General features: G+C 73.7%; 13 protein-coding genes. 11 read left to right on the forward strand and 2 right to left on the reverse strand.

The window, feature by feature from the left end:
• The first annotated feature begins 79 nt into the window (after positions 1-79).
• Together I3F54_RS29060 and I3F54_RS29065 are read left to right on the forward strand one after the other, a co-directional pair.
• Complete coding sequence (locus tag I3F54_RS29060) at positions 80-3,817, forward strand: glycosyltransferase family 2 protein (protein WP_240121901.1); 3,738 nt, start codon at positions 80-82, stop codon at positions 3,815-3,817.
• Positions 3,814-5,331 (forward strand): DUF5719 family protein, encoded by a 1,518-nt coding sequence (locus I3F54_RS29065; RefSeq protein ID WP_240121902.1) that lies wholly within the window; start codon positions 3,814-3,816, stop codon positions 5,329-5,331. Before I3F54_RS29060 ends, I3F54_RS29065 begins: the two co-directional genes overlap by 4 nt.
• Positions 5,332-5,483: 152 nt before the next feature.
• Here I3F54_RS29065 and I3F54_RS29070 read toward each other — a convergent pair whose 3' ends face one another.
• Complete coding sequence (locus tag I3F54_RS29070) at positions 5,484-5,933, reverse strand: metallopeptidase family protein (protein WP_240121915.1); 450 nt, start codon at positions 5,931-5,933, stop codon at positions 5,484-5,486.
• Between the two features lie 295 nt (positions 5,934-6,228).
• Between I3F54_RS29070 and I3F54_RS29075 the strand changes: the two genes are divergently transcribed.
• The 8 genes from I3F54_RS29075 to I3F54_RS29110 all read left to right on the forward strand — a co-directional run bounded on the left by I3F54_RS29075 (position 6,229) and on the right by I3F54_RS29110 (position 14,998).
• Positions 6,229-6,654 (forward strand): DUF3499 domain-containing protein, encoded by a 426-nt coding sequence (locus I3F54_RS29075; protein ID WP_240121903.1) that lies wholly within the window; start codon positions 6,229-6,231, stop codon positions 6,652-6,654.
• A 113-nt stretch (positions 6,655-6,767) separates the two neighbouring features.
• Positions 6,768-8,132, forward strand: a complete 1,365-nt coding sequence (locus tag I3F54_RS29080; protein ID WP_240121904.1) for a phosphomannomutase/phosphoglucomutase — start codon at positions 6,768-6,770, stop codon at positions 8,130-8,132.
• Between the two features lie 146 nt (positions 8,133-8,278).
• On the forward strand, positions 8,279-8,449 hold the full coding sequence (locus tag I3F54_RS29085) for a Trm112 family protein (RefSeq protein WP_240121905.1): 171 nt from the start codon (positions 8,279-8,281) through the stop codon (positions 8,447-8,449).
• 286 nt (positions 8,450-8,735) lie between these two features.
• Positions 8,736-9,863 carry an SIS domain-containing protein gene (locus tag I3F54_RS29090; protein ID WP_240121906.1) on the forward strand — a complete coding sequence of 376 codons (1,128 nt, stop codon included), beginning with the start codon at positions 8,736-8,738 and terminating at the stop codon, positions 9,861-9,863.
• A gap of 152 nt (positions 9,864-10,015) precedes the next feature.
• Complete coding sequence (gene manA / locus I3F54_RS29095; RefSeq protein ID WP_240121907.1) at positions 10,016-11,167, forward strand: mannose-6-phosphate isomerase, class I; 1,152 nt, start codon at positions 10,016-10,018, stop codon at positions 11,165-11,167.
• Between the two features lie 149 nt (positions 11,168-11,316).
• A complete protein-coding gene (locus I3F54_RS29100) occupies positions 11,317-12,297 on the forward strand; it encodes a cation diffusion facilitator family transporter (protein WP_240121908.1) in 981 nt (326 codons plus the stop codon).
• 418 nt (positions 12,298-12,715) lie between these two features.
• Entirely contained in the window at positions 12,716-14,173 is a 1,458-nt protein-coding gene (gene ahcY, locus I3F54_RS29105) for an adenosylhomocysteinase (RefSeq protein ID WP_240121909.1), read from the forward strand.
• Positions 14,174-14,383: 210 nt separating this feature from the next.
• The gene (locus I3F54_RS29110) at positions 14,384-14,998 is read left to right on the forward strand and encodes a hypothetical protein (RefSeq protein ID WP_240121910.1); all 615 of its coding nucleotides are present in this window, start codon (positions 14,384-14,386) and stop codon (positions 14,996-14,998) included.
• Between the two features lie 32 nt (positions 14,999-15,030).
• Here the strand turns inward: I3F54_RS29110 and I3F54_RS29115 are convergent, their stop codons facing one another.
• Entirely contained in the window at positions 15,031-16,053 is a 1,023-nt protein-coding gene (locus tag I3F54_RS29115) for an RDD family protein (protein ID WP_240121911.1), read from the reverse strand.
• A gap of 131 nt (positions 16,054-16,184) precedes the next feature.
• On the opposite strand from I3F54_RS29115, the gene I3F54_RS29120 reads away from it, so the two are divergent.
• Positions 16,185-17,192, forward strand: coding sequence for a stage II sporulation protein M (locus I3F54_RS29120; RefSeq protein WP_240121912.1), 1,008 nt, complete (start codon positions 16,185-16,187; stop codon positions 17,190-17,192).
• Positions 17,193-17,583: the final 391 nt, after the last annotated feature.

Below are 17,583 nucleotides of genomic sequence, written 5' to 3' on the forward strand. Positions count from 1 at the left end.
TGGCGCTCGTCCGAGACGCCCGCTGCCCCGTGGGGCACAGGTGTCCACCGCAGTCCACCGAACCGGGGCCCGTACCTCGATGTCCGTGCACAGCCACACGGCAGCGCGCCAAGACGCCGCTGCCACACCTGAGTTCCCGCGCCATGTGGTCACCGCGGTCCTCGTCTCCCACGACGGAGCCCGCTGGCTGCCCGACGCCCTCGCCGGGCTGCTCGGCCAGGAGCGGGCCGTCCAGTTCGCCCTGGCCGCCGACACCGGAAGCGCCGACGACTCCGCGCAGCTGGTCACCGACGCCCTCGGCCCCGACCACGTGCTGCACCTGGCCCGCCGCACCGGCTTCGGCCAGGCCGTCGACGAGGCCCACCGCTCCGCCCCGGTCCTCACCCCCGAGGAACTGCCGTACCTGAAGCGGCCCAGCGGCTGGGATCCGGTCACGCGCACGTGGCGCGACGACGCCTACGACATGCCGGAACTGCCGCACGGCGAGCCGATCCAGTGGCTGTGGCTGCTGCACGACGACTGCGCGCCCGAGCCCGACGCCCTCGCCGAGCTGTTGCGGGTCGCCGACCGGGAGCTGGAACTCGGCCGCGACGACGTGGCCGTCGTCGGCCCCAAGCTGCGTGGCTGGTACGACCGCCGCCAGCTGCTGGAGGTCGGCGTCACCATCGCCCACTCCGGCCGCCGCTGGACCGGCCTGGACCGCCGGGAGCAGGACCAGGGCCAGCACGACCACATCCGGCCCGTGCTGTCGGTGTCCACCGCCGGCATGCTGATCCGCCGCGACGTCTTCGAGGAACTCGGCGGCTTCGACCGCCGGCTGCCCCTCATGCGTGACGACGTCGACCTGTGCTGGCGCGCCCACGCCGCCGGCCACCGCGTCCTGGTCGCCCCCGATGCCGTCGTACGGCACGCCGAGGCGGCCTCCCGCGAGCGCCGTACCGTCGACTGCGCGGGCCGCACCACCGCGTCCCCGCACAAGGTCGACAAAGCGGGCGCCGTCTACACCCTCCTCGTCAACAGCCGCACCGCGGTGCTGCCCTGGGTGCTGCTGCGGCTGGTCCTCGGCACGCTGCTGCGGACCGTCGCCTATCTCGTGGGCAAGGTGCCCGGCCAGGCCCTCGACGAGATCCGCGGCTTGCTGGGCACCCTCCTGCGGCCCGGCCGGATCTTCACCGGACGGCGCAGGCGCGGTCGCGCGGCCGTCGGCAAGGGTGAGCTGCGGCCGCTCTTCCCACCCCCGGGCGCCACCGTCCGCGCCACCGTCGAACAGGTCGCCGGCAACTTCCTCGGCGGCTCCGACCCGGAGGTCCCCTCCGGTGGACGGCACGGCGGCGGCCTGGAGTCCGGGCCCGGTGGCGACGACGCCGACTTCCTGGAGATCGAGCAGTTCGCCCGCCTCAAGCGCATCGCCCGCAAGCCCGGCCCGGTGCTCTTCCTGGTGCTGCTGCTGGTCTCCCTCGCCGCCTGCCGCAACCTCCTCGGCGACGGTGCCCTCTCCGGTGGCGCCCTGCTGCCGGCCCCCGCCGAAGCCTCCGCGCTGTGGTCGCGCTATCTCGACACCTGGCACCCCGTCGGCGCCGGCGGCACCGCACCCGCCCCGCCCTACCTGGCGATCGTCGCGCTGCTGGCCTCCGCCCTGTTCGGGTCGACCGGCCTCGCCGTGACCGTCCTGCTGGTCTGCTCGGTACCGCTGGCCGGCTTCACCGCGTACTTCGCCTCCCGCTCGCTCGTCGAGTCGCGGCTGCTGCGCGCGTGGGCGGCCGTCGCCTACGCCTTCCTGCCGGCCGCCACCGGCGCCCTCGCCGACGGCCGGATCGGCACCGCCCTCCTCGCCGTCCTGCTGCCACTGGTCGCCCGCGCCGGCCTCGCCGCCAGCGGCCTGGCCAACCCCTCCGGCATCCGCGGCACTTGGCGCGCCACCTGGGCGTACGCGCTGCTGCTGACCGTCACCACCGCCTTCACGCCGGTCGTGTGGCCCATCGCGCTGATACTGGGTCTCGGTGTCCTCGCCGTCCGCCGAACCGACATCACGGCCTACGGCCCCCGCTTCCTGGCCCAGCTCGGCACGCCCCTGCTCGTCCTCGCGCCCTGGTCGCTGACCCTGCTGCCGTTCGGCTTCCTCACCGAGGCCGGCCTGCCGGGCACCACCTCGGCCGCCTCCGCCCTCGACCTGCTCGGTGCCAGTCCCGGCGGGCCGGGCACGGTCCACGGCATGATGCTCCTCGGCATCGTGCTGGCCGCGCTCGCCGCCCTCCTGCGCACCGAACGCCGCGCGGCCGTCCGCACGGCCTGGGCGGCCGCCCTGGTGGGCCTCGTGCTCGCCGTGCTGTCCAACGCCTCCGCCTGGGCCGGCCCCGCCACGCTCGTCTACGGCATCGCCCTGCTCTGCGCGGCCGTCATCGGCGCCGACGGGGCACGCGCGCGGGTCGCCGAGCAGAGCTTCGGCTGGCGGCAGCCGGTCGCGGCGCTCATCGCCTTCGCCTCGGCCGCGGGCCCCCTCCTCGTCGCCGCCGGCTGGATGATCGGCGGTGCCGACGGCCCACTGGAGCGGCGCGACCCGGTCCAGGTCCCCGCGTTCGTCGCCGAGGACGGCAACAACAGTGACCAGGCCCGCACCCTCGTCCTCGACAGCGACACCACGGCCCACGTCCGCTACATGCTGGTCCGCGGTTCCGGCGCCCGCCTCGGCGACGCCGAACTCGCCGCGGCCGACGGCGGCAACGAGCAGCTCGACACGATCGTCGCCAACCTCGTCGCCGGATCCGGTGCCGACCAGGCCGGCGAGCTCGGCGGCTTCGCCGTCCGCTACGTCCTCGTCCACAAGGGCGCGCCCCGCGAGATCACTCGCATCCTGGACGCCACGCCCGGCCTGAAGCGGCTCAGCCAGCAGGACGGCAGCGCCCTGTGGCGCGTCGACCGGCAGGTCGCCCGTGCCGCGATCGTGCCCGCGGCGGGCGGCGCGAACGCGGCGCAGAGCCCCGGGCAGCCGCAGACGGTCGCCGCGGGCCCGGTGGGGATCCACACCGACATCCCGCCGGGCTCCGCCGGCCGGATCCTGCGCCTGGCCGACACCGCCGACGACGGCTGGACCGCCACCCTCGACGGCAGGCCCCTGACCCCGACCACGGTCGACGGCTGGGCCCAGGGCTTCAAGCTCCCCACCTCCGGCGGCAGGCTGGACGTCGTCCACGACGACACCGTCGGCCACACCGCCTGGCTCTGGGCGCAGGGCGCACTCGCCGTCGTCCTCGTCGTCCTGGCCCTGCCGGGCCGCCGCCGCGACATCGACGACGACCTCCCCGAGGAGCCCGTCGTCCCGGCCCAGGCCGTCGCCGGCGAGGGCCGTCGGGCCCGGCGCCTGCGCGCCCAGGCGGAGGCGGAGGCCGCAGGCGCCGTGGACCCCTCCTTGCCGGTCCCGCCGCAGGAGCCCCCGGCCGCGGTGCCGCAGCAGCCTTCCGGCGGAGTATGGGACACGTCCGGCCACCCCGGCGCCGCCGAGTACGGCGGCCACGGCGGCGAGCAGTACCAGGGCGCGGCCCAGCAGCACCCTCAGGGCGGCGTGTACGAACCCGCCGACCCCTACCAGGCGGACCCGTACCAGGCGGACCCCTACCAGGCGGACCCGTACCGTGCCGATCCCTACCAGGCGGGCCAGTACGACCCGTACGCGTACGGCGGCACCGCGCAGACGGCCGGGTACGACGGGACGCCCTACCCGCAGCCGTACGACCAGGGCTATGACGCGACCGCGTACGACCCGGCGCAGCCGCACCCCCACGGCACCGGCAGTGAGCGCCCCGACGGGAGTCAGCAGTGAACCGCACCACCCTCTCCCTGATCGCCGCCACGGCCGCGCTGGCCGCCGTGACGTCGGCCGCCGCCCTGGTCACCCCGGACGCCGCGGGCGCGGACAGCGCGGCAACGGCCACCCGGCGGCCCGTCCAGCGCACCACGCTGCTCTGCCCGGCGCCCAGCACCTCCGACGTCGCCGAGACGTCGTACACGTCCTACACACCCGTCACCCGGAGTACGGAGGGCGCGGGCAAGGCCCAGCTCCTCGCCGCCACCGAGGAGTCCCCCGGCGGCACGGGTGCGGGCAAGAGTTCCGGGGGCGCCGCGTCCGGCGGGAAGAAGACCGCGAAACCGGTCCTCACCCCCAAGGAGCCCGGCAGGCCCGCCGCCGGGAACGCCTCGGGCGCCGACGCGCCCGCGCTCGTCGGCACGGCGGAGGGGAAGTTCGCCCCCGGCTGGACCGTCCAGGCCACCACCGAGGTCACCGTCGGCACGGGCCGCGGCCTGCAGGGCGTCACCTGCACGCCCGCGGACACCGCGTTCTGGTTCCCCGGCGCCTCCACGGCCGCCGACCGCACCGACTACGTGCACCTCACCAACCCGGACGCCGCCGCCGCCGTCGTCGACATCGAGCTCTTCGGCAAGGACGGCGAGCTGAAGGCGACCGCGGGGGAGGGCATCACCGTCGCGCCGCACGCCAGCGAGCCGATCCTCCTGTCCACGCTCACCGGCGAGAAGCAGGACGACATCACCGTGCACGTGAACGTGCGCAGTGGACGGGTGGGCGCCGCCGTCCAGGCCCTCGACGACAGACTCGGCGGCGACTGGCTGACCGCCTCCACGGACCCGTCCGGAAGCCTCGTCCTGCCCGGCATCCCCAAGGACGCGACCTCGGTCCGCCTGGTCGCCTTCACCCCGGGCGACGACGACGCGGACCTGAAGGTACGGCTGGCCTCGGCCTCCGGCGCGATCACACCGGCCGGGCACGAGTCGCTGCACCTGAAGGCCGGCATGACCACGGCGGTCGACCTGGGCGACGTCACGCGGGGTGAGGCGGGCTCTTTGATACTGACCCCCACGGGCCGGTCCGTGCCGGTCGTCGCCGCGCTGCGTGTGGTGCGGGGCAAGGGCGACAAGCAGGAGACGGCGTACATCCCGGCGACCGCCCCCGCCGGCGCGCGGGCCACGTCCGCGGACAACCGCGCCAAGGGCACGACCCTGTCCGTCACCGCACCCACGGTCGAGGCCAAGGTGAAGGTCACGGCCTCCGCGGGCAGCGAGGCGGGCACCGCGGCCACCCAGACGTACACGATCAAGTCCGGTACGACGCAGGACATCCGGCTCCCGGTGCCCTCGGGGCTGAAGGGCACCTACGCCCTCACCGTCGAGACGCTCTCCGGCGGCCCGGTCTACGCCTCCCGCATGCTGTCGGAGACCGAGGGCGGTGTGGTCGGGTTCACGATCCAGACCCTGCCGGACGACCGCGGTACGGTCGCCGTCCCGGAGGCCGAGCAGGACCTGTCGGTGCTCCAGAAGTAGGCCGGAACCGCGGCGCCGCGGAGCCACGGGAGGGGAGGCGGGGACGGGGGACCGGGAGACCCGGGGGCTGGGGACGCACGCCCTGCGTCACCCGCTCCGGCATGCCGCACGCCCCGGTGCGCGGACCGTCCCGGCCCGGGTCTCCGCCCCGCTCAGTCCTCGCCGTACCGGGGGTCCACCGTCTCCGGCGTCAGGCCCAGCAGATCGGCGACCTGCTCGACGACCACCTCGTGCACCAGCGCCGCCCGTTCGTCACGCCCCTTGGTGCGGATCTCCACCGGCCGCCGGTACACGACCACCCGGGGCCGCCGCCCGTCGCGCGCCGGCATCGTCCCGCCCAGCGGCACGGCCTCGTCGTTCCACGGGCCTCCCGGCCCGTCCAGCCGGGGCACCTCCAGCACCAGGAAGTCGATCTCGGCGAGCTGCGGCCACCGGCGCTCCAGCCGTTCCACGGAGTCCTGCACCAGGTCCGCGAACGCCTCCGCCCGGCTCATCGCGAGCGGCACCTGCGGCGGCGCGATCGGCCCGCGCATGCCCCGCCCGTGGCGATCACGTCGGCGGGGCCCGGGGCCGACGGCGCGGGGCGGTACGGGGTTCTCCATCACTGGTGAAGCGTAATCCTCGGCGCCCCCGCCCGCTCCGCCCCACGCGCCGTCCCGGCCACCCGTCGGCACCTGACCGCGACCTGTCGTCCCATGACCATTTCAGCCAAGGTCGGGCTCGATTCCACATCCCTCCAGGACCGCGGATCTCAAGCCGATTGACGGTGTTTGTACCGAGTGGTGACCGTCCGGAAAGCCGCCCATGCCCCAGGGAACTGGTGCCGGTGCAGGTCAGCGGGGTATGACTGGGGTGTCATAGGGGGCGTTTCACAGCACGACACGGTGGGGTGACCTGGTGGAGAGTCGTCGCGGCCCGCTCAAGAGTGCGGTACCGTCCAACGTCGTGAGCCCTGTACGTCGCTGTTCGCGCACCGCCTGCGGCCGACCCGCCGTGGCGACGCTGACGTACGTCTACGCCGACTCGACCGCGGTCCTCGGCCCGCTCGCCACCTACGCCGAACCCCACTGCTACGACCTGTGCGCCGAGCATTCCGAGCGCCTGACCGCCCCCCGTGGCTGGGAGGTCGTCCGCCTCCTCGACGGCTCCGCCCCGGCCCGGCCCAGCGGTGACGATCTGGAGGCGCTCGCCAACGCCGTGCGCGAGGCCGCCCGCCCGCAGGAACGCGCGGCCGAGGCCGCCGGCGGCGGGGCCCGCACCGCGGACCCGATGGAGGTCGCCCGCCGCGGCCACCTGCGGGTGCTGCGCTCGCCCGACAACTGACCCTCCCCCGGCCGCCGTCGACGCCTGCCGGGCAGGAGAGCACCCGCGCCGCACCCGTGCCGGTACGGGCGGGTAGGTTGTGGGCACCGACAGGACTTTCAGGAAGGTTGGCCGTGGCTGCTGATCTGTCGCAGATCGTGAAGGCGTACGACGTACGCGGCGTGGTCCCGGACCAGTGGGACGAGTCGACGGCGGAGCTCTTCGGGGCCGCGTTCGCCGAGGTGACCGGCGCGAGTGCGATCGTGACCGGCCACGACATGCGCCCGTCGTCGCCCGGCCTGTCCGGCGCCTTCGCGCGCGGGGCCGCCTCCCGCGGCGCCGACGTCACCGAGATCGGCCTCTGCTCCACCGACCAGCTCTACTACGCCTCGGGCGCCCTGGACCTGCCGGGCGCGATGTTCACCGCCTCGCACAACCCGGCCCGGTACAACGGCATCAAGATGTGCCGCGCGGGCGCCGCACCCGTCGGCCAGGACACCGGTCTCGCCGAGATCCGGGAACTGGCCGAGCGCTGGACCGAGTCGGGCGCACCGGAACCCGTCGCCCACCCGGGCACGGTCGGCCGCCGCGACACGCTGGAGGACTACGCGGCGCACCTGCGCACCCTCGTCGACCTGAGCTCCATCCGCCCCCTGAAGGCCGTCGTCGACGCGGGGAACGGCATGGGCGGCCACACCGTCCCGACCGTCCTCGCCGGCCTGCCGCTGACCGTCGTCCCGATGTACTTCGAACTCGACGGCACCTTCCCCAACCACGAGGCCAACCCGCTCGACCCGGCCAACCTCGTCGACCTGCAGGAGCGGGTCCGCGCGGAAGGCGCGGACCTCGGCCTGGCCTTCGACGGTGACGCCGACCGCTGCTTCGTCGTCGACCAGCGCGGCGAACCGGTCTCCCCGTCCGCCGTCACCGCCCTCGTCGCCTCCCGCGAACTCGCCCGCAACGGCGGCCGGGGCACGATCATCCACAACCTGATCACGTCCCGGTCCGTCCCCGAGGTCGTGCGGGAGAACGGCGGGACGCCCCTCCGCACCCGCGTGGGCCACTCCTTCATCAAGGCGGAGATGGCCGCCACCGGCGCCATCTTCGGCGGGGAGCACTCCGCCCACTACTACTTCAAGGACTTCTGGAACGCCGACACCGGCATGCTGGCAGCCCTGCACGTCCTGGCGGCCCTGGGCGAACAGGACGGCCCGCTGTCCGCGCTGGTCGCCCAGTACGACCGTTACTCGGGATCCGGCGAGATCAACTCCACGGTCGCCGACCAGGCCGCCCGCATCGCCGCCGTCCGCGCCGCGTACGAGGGGCGCGCGGACGTCACGCTGGACGAACTCGACGGGCTCACCGTCGCCTCCGCCGACTGGTGGTTCAACGTCCGTCCGTCCAACACCGAACCGCTGCTGCGCCTGAACGCGGAGGCGACGGACGAGGCACTGATGGCGAAGGTCCGCGACGAGGCCCTGGCCATCATCAGAGGCTGACCGGACCCGGGGCCCGGGCGGACCGGCACGCCAGTCGGCGTCTCCGCCCCGACCCCCCGTCGTGCGGCCCTCGCCGGCGGTACGCTGACCAGGCACGACCGCACACGTATCGACAACCCCGCACGTCCGCCCCGAAGGGACACGCCATGCCGCTCGAAGCCGGCCTCCTGGAGATCCTCGCCTGCCCGGCCTGCCACGCTCCCCTCAAGGAGGAGGACGCCGAGCTGGTCTGCACCGGCCAGGGCTGTGGCCTGGCGTATCCGGTCCGCGACGGCATCCCCGTCCTGCTCGTCGACGAGGCCCGCCGCCCGGAGTGACGTCCGCGCCCGCCGTACCCGGCCGGGACGGCCCCGGTGGCCGTCCGCACCGCGGTGACGGCACCGGCGCCCCGGCCGGGACCGCGCGCCCGCGCACCACCCGTGCCGGTCGCCCCACGGCCGCCCGCGGACGCCGCACCGCGCCGCCCCACCCGCCGTGCCGACGGCACGGCGTTCCCGGTGCGACCGCCCCGCGGGCTCCGGCTCACCCCACGGGGCCGTCGACGACCCCGTCGAGACCGGTACCCCGCACCCCCGACGACCCGGCGATCGGAGACTGCCGACCATGCTCGACGAATCGCTGCTCGACACGCCGGAGGCCCTCGCCGAGGCCGACCGCCGCGCGCTGCTGCGCGGAGCCGCCGAGGCCGGCGCCCGCGTCCGCACCGCCGCCCGACACGCCACCGAGGCCGGCGTCGGCGACCTGAAGCCCGACGGCCGCCCCCGCGCCGTCCTCATCGCCGGGCCCGGTGCCGCCGCCATCTGCGTCGCCGACCTGCTCGGCACCCTCGCCGGCGCCGGATGCCCCGTCATCCGCCTGGACCCCACCGGCGTCGCCCCCGCCGCCGGCGCCCTGCGCTGGGAACTGCCCGGTTGGGCCGGCTCCGTCGACCTGCTGCTGATCGCCACCCCCGACGGATCCGAACCGTCCCTCTCCCTCCTCGCCGAGCAGGCCTACCGACGCGGCTGCACCGTCGCCGCCGTGGCACCCGCCCGCTCCCCGCTCGCGGAGGCCGTCGCCGGCGCCCACGGCCTCTACGTGCCGCTGGCCACAGCCCCGTACGAGGAGGACGAACCCCTCGCGGCCTCCGCCCCCGGCGTCCTCTGGGCGCTGCTCACCCCGCTGCTGAGCCTGCTGGACCGCATCGGCCTCCTCACCGCACCGCCCGAAGCCCTGCTGAAGGTCGCCGACCGCCTCGACCACGTCGCGGAACGCTGCGGGCCGGCCATCGCCACCTACAGCAACCCGGCCAAGACCCTCGCCGCCGAACTCGCCGACGCGCTCCCGGTGATCTGGACCGAGGGCACCTCCGCCGGCCCGGCCGGCCGGCGCTTCGCCGCCGCGCTCGCCGAACTCTCCGGCACCCCGGCCGTCGTCGCCGAGCTGCCCGAGGCACTCGCCGCCCACAGCGCCCTCCTCGCCGGGCGGCTCGCCGCCAGCGCCGACCCGGACGACTTCTTCCGCGACCGCGTGGAGGAGACGCCCGCCCTCCACGCGCGCGTGGTACTGCTGCGCGACCGCCCCATCGGAGGCCTCACCGCCGCTCCCGCCGCCCGTGAACTGGCCCTCAGCCACGACACACCGATCAGCGAGCTCGACCCGGAACCCGGCAGCGAGCTGGAGACCCTCGCGGAACTGATCGCCATCACGGATTTCGCCGCCGTTTACCTGGCGCTCGCCTCGCGCACCTGATCCTGACGCCGACGCCCGAGACCGTCCGCGGACGGCCTCGGGCACGCCCCGCATCATCAGGCCGCGTCGACGCCGCACGCGCGCGGGCCACCGGTGCCGCACACGCACGGGCCGCCCCCGCGCCGCACGTACGAAGGAGCAGACGGAACCCCATGGACCGCCTCGACAACACCATCCGCCCCTACGCCTGGGGTTCCCCCACCGCCATCCCGCGGCTGCTCGGCGTCGAAGCGACCGGCGAACCCCAGGCGGAGATGTGGATGGGTGCCCACCCCGGCGCCCCCTCGTGCACCGGCCGCGGCACCCTCGCCGAGGTCATCGGTGCCGACCCCGAGCGGGAGCTCGGTGCCGCGGCCCTCGCCCGCTTCGGCCCCCACCTGCCCTTCCTGCTCAAGATCCTCGCCGCCGGCGCCCCGCTCTCCCTCCAGGTCCACCCCGATCTGGAGCAGGCGAAGCAGGGCCACGCGGACGAGGAGCGCCGCGGCGTCCCCGCCGACGCCCCGCACCGCACCTACAAAGACCCCAACCACAAGCCCGAACTGATCTGCGCCCTCACCGAGTTCGACGGCCTGTGCGGCTTCAGAACCCCCGCACGGACCGCCGACCTGCTCGACGGCCTCGGCGTCGATTCCCTCAAGCCGTACGTCGACCTGCTGCACGCCCGGCCCGAGGAGGCCGCCCTGCGGGAGGTCCTCACCGCGGTCCTCACCGCCGACCGCACGGAGATGGCCCACACCGTCGCCGACGCCGCAGCCGCCTGCGACCGCCTCGGCGGCCCGTACGCCCCCTACGCCGGCATCGCCCACCACTACCCGGGCGACCCCGGCGTCGTCGCCGCCATGCTGCTCAACCACGTCCGGCTCCAGCCCGGCGAGGCACTCTTCCTCGGCGCGGGCATCCCGCACGCCTACCTCAGCGGCCTCGGCGTGGAGATCATGGCCAACTCCGACAACGTCCTGCGCTGCGGCCTGACCCCCAAGCACATCGACGTGCCCGAACTCCTGCGCGTCGTCCGCTTCGAGGCCGCCGACCCGGGGGTGCTGCGCCCCGAGGCGTCCCCGGACGGCGAGGAGGTCTACGAGACCCCGACCGACGAGTTCCGGCTCTCCCGGTACGTGCTGCCGGCCGCCGGCGCCGCCCACGACCTCACGCGCGCCACCCCCCAGATCCTGTTGTGCACGGCGGGTGCCGTGCGGGCGGGGGAACACGAGCTGACACCCGGTCAGTCGGTCTTCGTGGCGGCCGGGGAGCGGGCGGAGGTCTCCGGCACCGGCACGCTCTTCCGGGCCACCGTGATCGTATGACCGGTCCTGTGGAGGACTGACGCGCCGACGCCCCTGCCTGCTGCAACAATGTCCCACCGGCAAAGGCCGGGCAAAGGCCGGCCGGGGCGGGATCCGGGCCCCGGCCCAGGCGTCGGGGCGACTCGAAGGTGAAGGGACATCGCGGGCACATGAGCGCGTCAGGCGGTACCAGGGCGATCGTGGCGGCACTCGGCGCCAACCTCGCGATCGCGGCATCGAAGTTCGTGGCGTTCGCGTTCAGCGGCTCGTCGTCCATGCTCGCCGAGGGCGTGCACTCGGTCGCCGACTCCGGCAACCAGGCCCTGCTGCTCATCGGCGGCAAGAAGGCCGAACGCGAGGCCACCCCGCAGCACCCCTTCGGGTACGGCCGCGAGCGCTACATCTACGCCTTCCTCGTCTCCATCGTCCTCTTCTCCGTCGGCGGCATGTTCGCCGTCTACGAGGGCTACGAGAAGATCAGGCACCCGCACGATCTGGAGCACTGGTACTGGCCGGTTGGAGTCCTCCTCTTCGCGATCATCGCCGAGGGCTTCTCCTTCCGCACGGCCATCAAGGAGTCCAACGAGCTGCGCGGCAGGCTGTCCTGGTCGCAGTTCATCCGGCGCGCCAAGGCCCCCGAGCTGCCCGTGGTCCTCCTGGAGGACTTCGGCGCGCTCATCGGCCTGGCCCTCGCCCTCGGCGGCGTCGGCCTGTCCCTGCTCACCGGCGACGGCGTCTGGGACGGCGTCGGCACCGTCTGCATCGGTGTCCTGCTCGTCGTGATCGCGCTCGTGCTCGCCGCCGAGACCAAGTCGCTGCTGCTCGGCGAGGCCGCCGGAGTGGAAGAGGTCAGGAGGATCGAGGCCGCGGTGGTCGACGGCGACACCGTGACCGGCATCATCCACATGCGCACACTGCACCTGGGCCCCGAGGAACTCCTGGTCGCCGCCAAGATCGCCGTCCAGCACGACGACACGGCCGCCGAGGTCGCCTCCGCCATCAACGCCGCCGAGGCCCGCATCCGCACGGCGGTCCCGATCGCCCGCGTCATCTACCTGGAGCCCGACATCTACAGCGAGGCCGATGCCGCCAAGGGCCCGGACCGCGAGGCCACCCCGGGCGGTCCGGCGCGGCATCCCGTCGAGCCCTGAGCAGCGCACCCGCCATCAGCCCGACGTCCCGCAGGGCCTCGCCGAGCCGTCGGCCGGACCCGGCGGGTCGGCTCCCGTCCCGCCAGGCGTGCACGGCCGCCTCCTCCCGCACCGCGTCCCCGTCACCCTGCCGAACGCGCCGGGTTCCGGGACCCGTCCCGTGCCGCGATCGGCGTGATCTGTTCGGAGGCGGACTGGGGACGGCCATGCGTACCGGTGTAGCTTGGAGGGGAGCCAGACGTCGCTGCTGATGGCGGTCGGGCGGTCCCGGAGCGGACCGGCCGAGGGAGAGAGGGCCTCCGACGGACTGCGCTGCGCGCACGCGGGCATGCCTGTGTCCTCCCGGGCACTCCTGTGTCCGCCGCCGCGCAGACCAGCCGTACCCACCTCGACCCACACCCCCGAGGAGCAGCTCGCAATGACGACTGTCGACAGCCGACAGGACTTCAAGGTCTCCGACCTCTCCCTGGCCGAGTTCGGCCGCAAGGAGATCACGCTGGCCGAGCACGAGATGCCCGGCCTGATGTCGATCCGCGAGGAGTACGCCGAGGCGCAGCCGCTGGCCGGCGCCCGCGTCACCGGCTCCCTGCACATGACCGTGCAGACGGCCGTACTGATCGAGACCCTGGTCGCCCTGGGCGCCGAGGTCCGCTGGGCGTCCTGCAACATCTTCTCCACCCAGGACCACGCGGCCGCCGCGATCGCCGTCGGCCCGGACGGCACGCCCGACAACCCGCAGGGCATCCCGGTGTTCGCCTGGAAGGGCGAGACCCTGGAGGAGTACTGGTGGTGCACGGAGCAGGCGCTGACCTGGCCGGACAGCCCCACCGGCGGCCCCAACATGATCCTGGACGACGGCGGTGACGCCACCCTCCTCGTCCACAAGGGCGTCGAGTACGAGAAGGACGGTGAGGTCCCCTCGCCCGACACCGCCGAGTCCGACGAGCACCGCGTCATCCTCGAACTGCTGACCCGCACCCTGGGCGAGAACCCCCAGAAGTGGACCCAGCTGTCCTCCGAGATCCGCGGCGTGACCGAGGAGACCACGACGGGCGTCCACCGCCTGTACGAGATGCAGCGCGACGGCACCCTGCTGTTCCCGGCGATCAACGTCAACGACGCCGTCACCAAGTCGAAGTTCGACAACAAGTACGGCTGCCGCCACTCCCTGGTCGACGGCATCAACCGCGCCACCGACACCCTGATCGGCGGCAAGACCGCGGTCGTCTGCGGCTACGGCGACGTGGGCAAGGGCTGCGCGGAGTCCCTGCGCGGCCAGGGCGCCCGCGTCATCGTCACCGAGATCGACCCGATCTGCGCCCTGCAGGCCGCCATGGACGGCTACCAGGTCACGACCCTCGACGAGATCGTCGACCAGGCCGACATCTTCATCACCACGACCGGCAACAAGGACATCGTCATGGCCGCGGACATGGCCAAGATGAAGCACCAGGCGATCGTCGGCAACATCGGCCACTTCGACAACGAGATCGACATGGCCGGCCTCGCGAAGGTTCCCGGCATCGTCAAGGACGAGATCAAGCCGCAGGTCCACACCTGGACCTTCCCGGACGGCAAGAAGATCATCGTCCTCTCCGAGGGCCGCCTGCTGAACCTGGGCAACGCCACCGGACACCCGTCGTTCGTGATGTCCAACTCCTTCGCGGACCAGACCCTGGCCCAGATCGAGCTGTTCACCAAGCCCGACGCCTACCCGACCGGCGTCTACACACTGCCCAAGCACCTCGACGAGAAGGTCGCCCGCCTCCACCTGGACGCGCTCGGCGTGAAGCTCACCCGGCTGCGCCCGGAGCAGGCCGCCTACATCGGCGTCGAGGTCGAGGGCCCCTACAAGCCGGACCACTACCGCTACTGAGCAGCGCGAGCCCGGCCCGCGGGACCTGCCCGCCGCGGGCGTGCCGTCCACCGGCACGCCCGCAACAGCAGGCCACGGCCTTCCCCGCGGCACCGTCCTTTGAGGCAGGCCCCCGCACCCCCGTGTCGGGGGCCTGCCCCGTCGGCCTCCCCGCCGGCCCGGCTCCCCGCGACGACCGGACCGGCCCGTCGAGATCCAGGACAGATCCCCATGCCCCGCGGTCGCTATGCACTCCACGACCCGCACGACCACACCCCCCTCGCAGAAGAACACTTCCAGTGCGCCCCCGGCCCCTCCGGCTGGCGCTACGTCTCCCGGCTGACCACCCCCTCGGGCGATCACCGCGGCTCCGTCGACCTGACCCTCGACGAGCTGGGCCGCCCCCTCCGCCTGGAACTCCACGCTGCCGGATGGCAGGTGCGCGGCGCCGCACTCGACGGCGTCACCTGGGTCCGCGCCGACCCCACCGGCGGCCACGCCGACGAGGGCAACGTGCGCGCCCATGCCTTCACCGGCACGTCCCCCGCCTTCCTCGTCGCCACCACCCGGCTGCTGCGACTCACCCCCTCCGCCCCCGCCACGCGTCTACGCCTCGTCGCCTTCACGGACCCGGTCCTCGCACCACGCACGGTCGACCAGTCCTGGGCCCTGATGGGAAGAGAAACACACACCACTGACAACGGCCCCCTCACCGTGGACGAGTACCAGGTCACAGCCCTCGACACGGGCGAACGGCACACCGTGCACATCGCCGGCGACGTCGTACTCGCCGCACCCGGCATCGAGTTGGAGGACCTGGAGTCACCGCCGTCGTCCTTCGCCTGACCGCCGCTGCACGGCAGGCCGCCCCGGACTCGTCACGCCGGCGGCACGAACCCCGTGCCGGACGCCGCCCCGGACCCCTCGCCCGTCCCGGACGCCGGCTTCGGCGCAGGGCCCGGAACACCCGCGGCCGGACCGGCGGCGAACGGCGGCATCGCCGCCCCCGGGGCCGTCTCCCGCGGCACACCCTGCGGCGACGCGCCCGCACCGTGGACCTCGGGCACCCCGCCCGCCGCCGCGGGCCCGTAGGACGGCGCGGGCCCGTAGGACGGCGGCACCCAGCCGACCACCGGACCTCCCACCGCCCGACCGTCCCCGTAGGCCCGCCGCACCTCCCGCGCCTGCCGCTCCTGGAGCACCGCCGCCAGGAACGCGGCCGGCGGAACACCCTGCGGGGCCGGAGCACCCGTCAGCGCCACGACGTCGGCCGCGAGCCGCTCCGCCATCGACCAGCCGACCTGCGGGTCCAGTTGCTGCATCCGCGTCAGGTACTGCCGGACGGCCAGCCACAGCCCGTCCGGCACCGCCGACAGGTCGAGCTCGGTGAAACGACCCGCCAGCCAGGGCGGGGGAGGCGGCACGAAACCGGCCCGGGCCTCGGGAATCCGCTCCCGCACCACCAGGGTCCCCGCGAACACGTCACCGAGCCGCCGCCCCCGTGCCGACACCAGGGACGCGACACAGGCGATCACACCGAACGTCAGCAGAATCTCGACGACCCCGATCGCGCCCCGCACCAGGGCGTGCCGGAACCGGATGGGACCGCCGTCGTCCCGCACCACGCGCAGACCGCACGCCAGCTTGCCGAGCGACCGCCCGTGACTGAGGGTCTCCACCGCGATCGGAGTGCCCACCAGCACCAGGAGGAACGTCGCGATCGACACCGCGACCTGTGCGGCCTCGTCCAGGGACGCCGTGGCCATCACCAGGGCCACGGTCACCACGGTGTACGCCACGACGGCCACGGTCAGATCGATCAGCACGGCCAGCGCCCTGCTGGGCAACCTCGCGGGGCGCAGCTCCAGCGCCACAGCCTCGCCCGTCACCAGCTCACTCACGCCTGCCGTCCCTTCCCCTGACCTGCTCCTCGATCAGCCAGTCTGCCAAGCTGAGGGCGCATCGCGCCGCAGTACGACAAGCTGACACTCCGGACGAGCCGCCGACGAACAGCCCAGGAGCAGGCACACCGATGGACCTCGACGTCTTCGTCTCCACGCACCGAGCCGAGTGGAACCGCCTCGACGCACTGCTCCGCCGCCGGCGCCGCCTCACCGGCGCGGAGGCCGACGAACTCGTCGTCCTGTACCAGCGCACCGCCACCCACCTCTCCCTGATCAGATCCAGTGCCCCCGACCCGCAGCTCACCGGCCGGCTCAGTGGGCTCGTGGCACGCGCGCGCAGCACGGTGACGGGAACCCGCCGCGCCTCCTGGCGCGATGCCGTCCACTTCCTGACCGCCGGCTTCCCGGCCGCCGTCTACCGCTCGCGCCACTGGTGGGTACCCACCGCGATCGTCTCCACGATCGTCGCGGCCCTGCTGGGATGGTGGATCGGCACCCACCCGGAGGTGCAGTCGGCCATCGCCGCCCCCACCGAACTGCGCGAGCTCACCCGCCCCGGCGGCGGGTACGAGACCTACTACTCGAGCCATCCGGCCGCCGCGTTCGCGGCCCAGGTCTGGACGAACAACGCCCAGGCCGCGGCGATGTGCCTGGTCCTGGGCATCTTCCTCGGACTGCCCGTGCTGTGGATCCTGTTCCTGAACGTGCTCAACCTGGGCGTCGGGCTCGGCCTGATGTCCTCCGCCGGGCGCCTCGACACTTTTCTCGGCCTTCTGCTGCCGCACGGTCTGCTGGAGCTGACAGCCGTCTTCGTCGCCGCCGGGACCGGACTCCGGCTCGGCTGGACCGTCATCGACCCGGGACCCCGCACTCGCAGGACGGCCCTCGCGGAAGAAGGGCGCGCTGCCGTCGGCATGGCGATGGGCCTGGCGCTGGTGCTGCTCGTGTCCGGCGCCATCGAGGGCTTCGTGACGCCCTCCGGCCTGCCCACCTGGGCCCGCATCAGCATCGGGATCGCAGCCGAGCTGGCCTTCCTGGCCTACGTCTACGTCCTGGGCGGACGCGCATCCCGCACGGGAGACACCGGTGACCTCGACGCGGCCGAGCGCAGCGCGCGCGTGCCGACGGCCGCCTGATGTGCGAACACCCCCGCTGAGCTGTTAATGTCTCCCTCGCCCCACAGGAGCCGTTGACACGGCGCCTACAGGGAGGTAGATTTGAACAGTTGCCTGGAACTGGACAGAGTCCGGTCGGCGATCAGTTGACATCTAGCCGCTTCCAAGATCGACGTCGAGACGTCGCCTCAAAGGAAGCACTCTCCGCACAGATTCGGAAAGGGACGGCCGATCAAACGGCCCGAAACTTCTGATAAAGTCGGAGCCGCCGGAAAGGGAAACGCGAGAGCGGGAACCTGGAAAGCACCGAGGAAATCGGGTCGGAAAAGATCTGATAGAGTCGGAGACACCGAAGGGAAGCGCCCGGAGGAAAGCCCGAGAGGGTGAGTACGAAGGAAGCGTCCGTTCCTTG

Origin of the sequence: Streptomyces sp. MUM 2J, from assembly GCF_022414535.1 — a bacterium.
Lineage (GTDB): Bacteria > Actinomycetota > Actinomycetes > Streptomycetales > Streptomycetaceae > Streptomyces.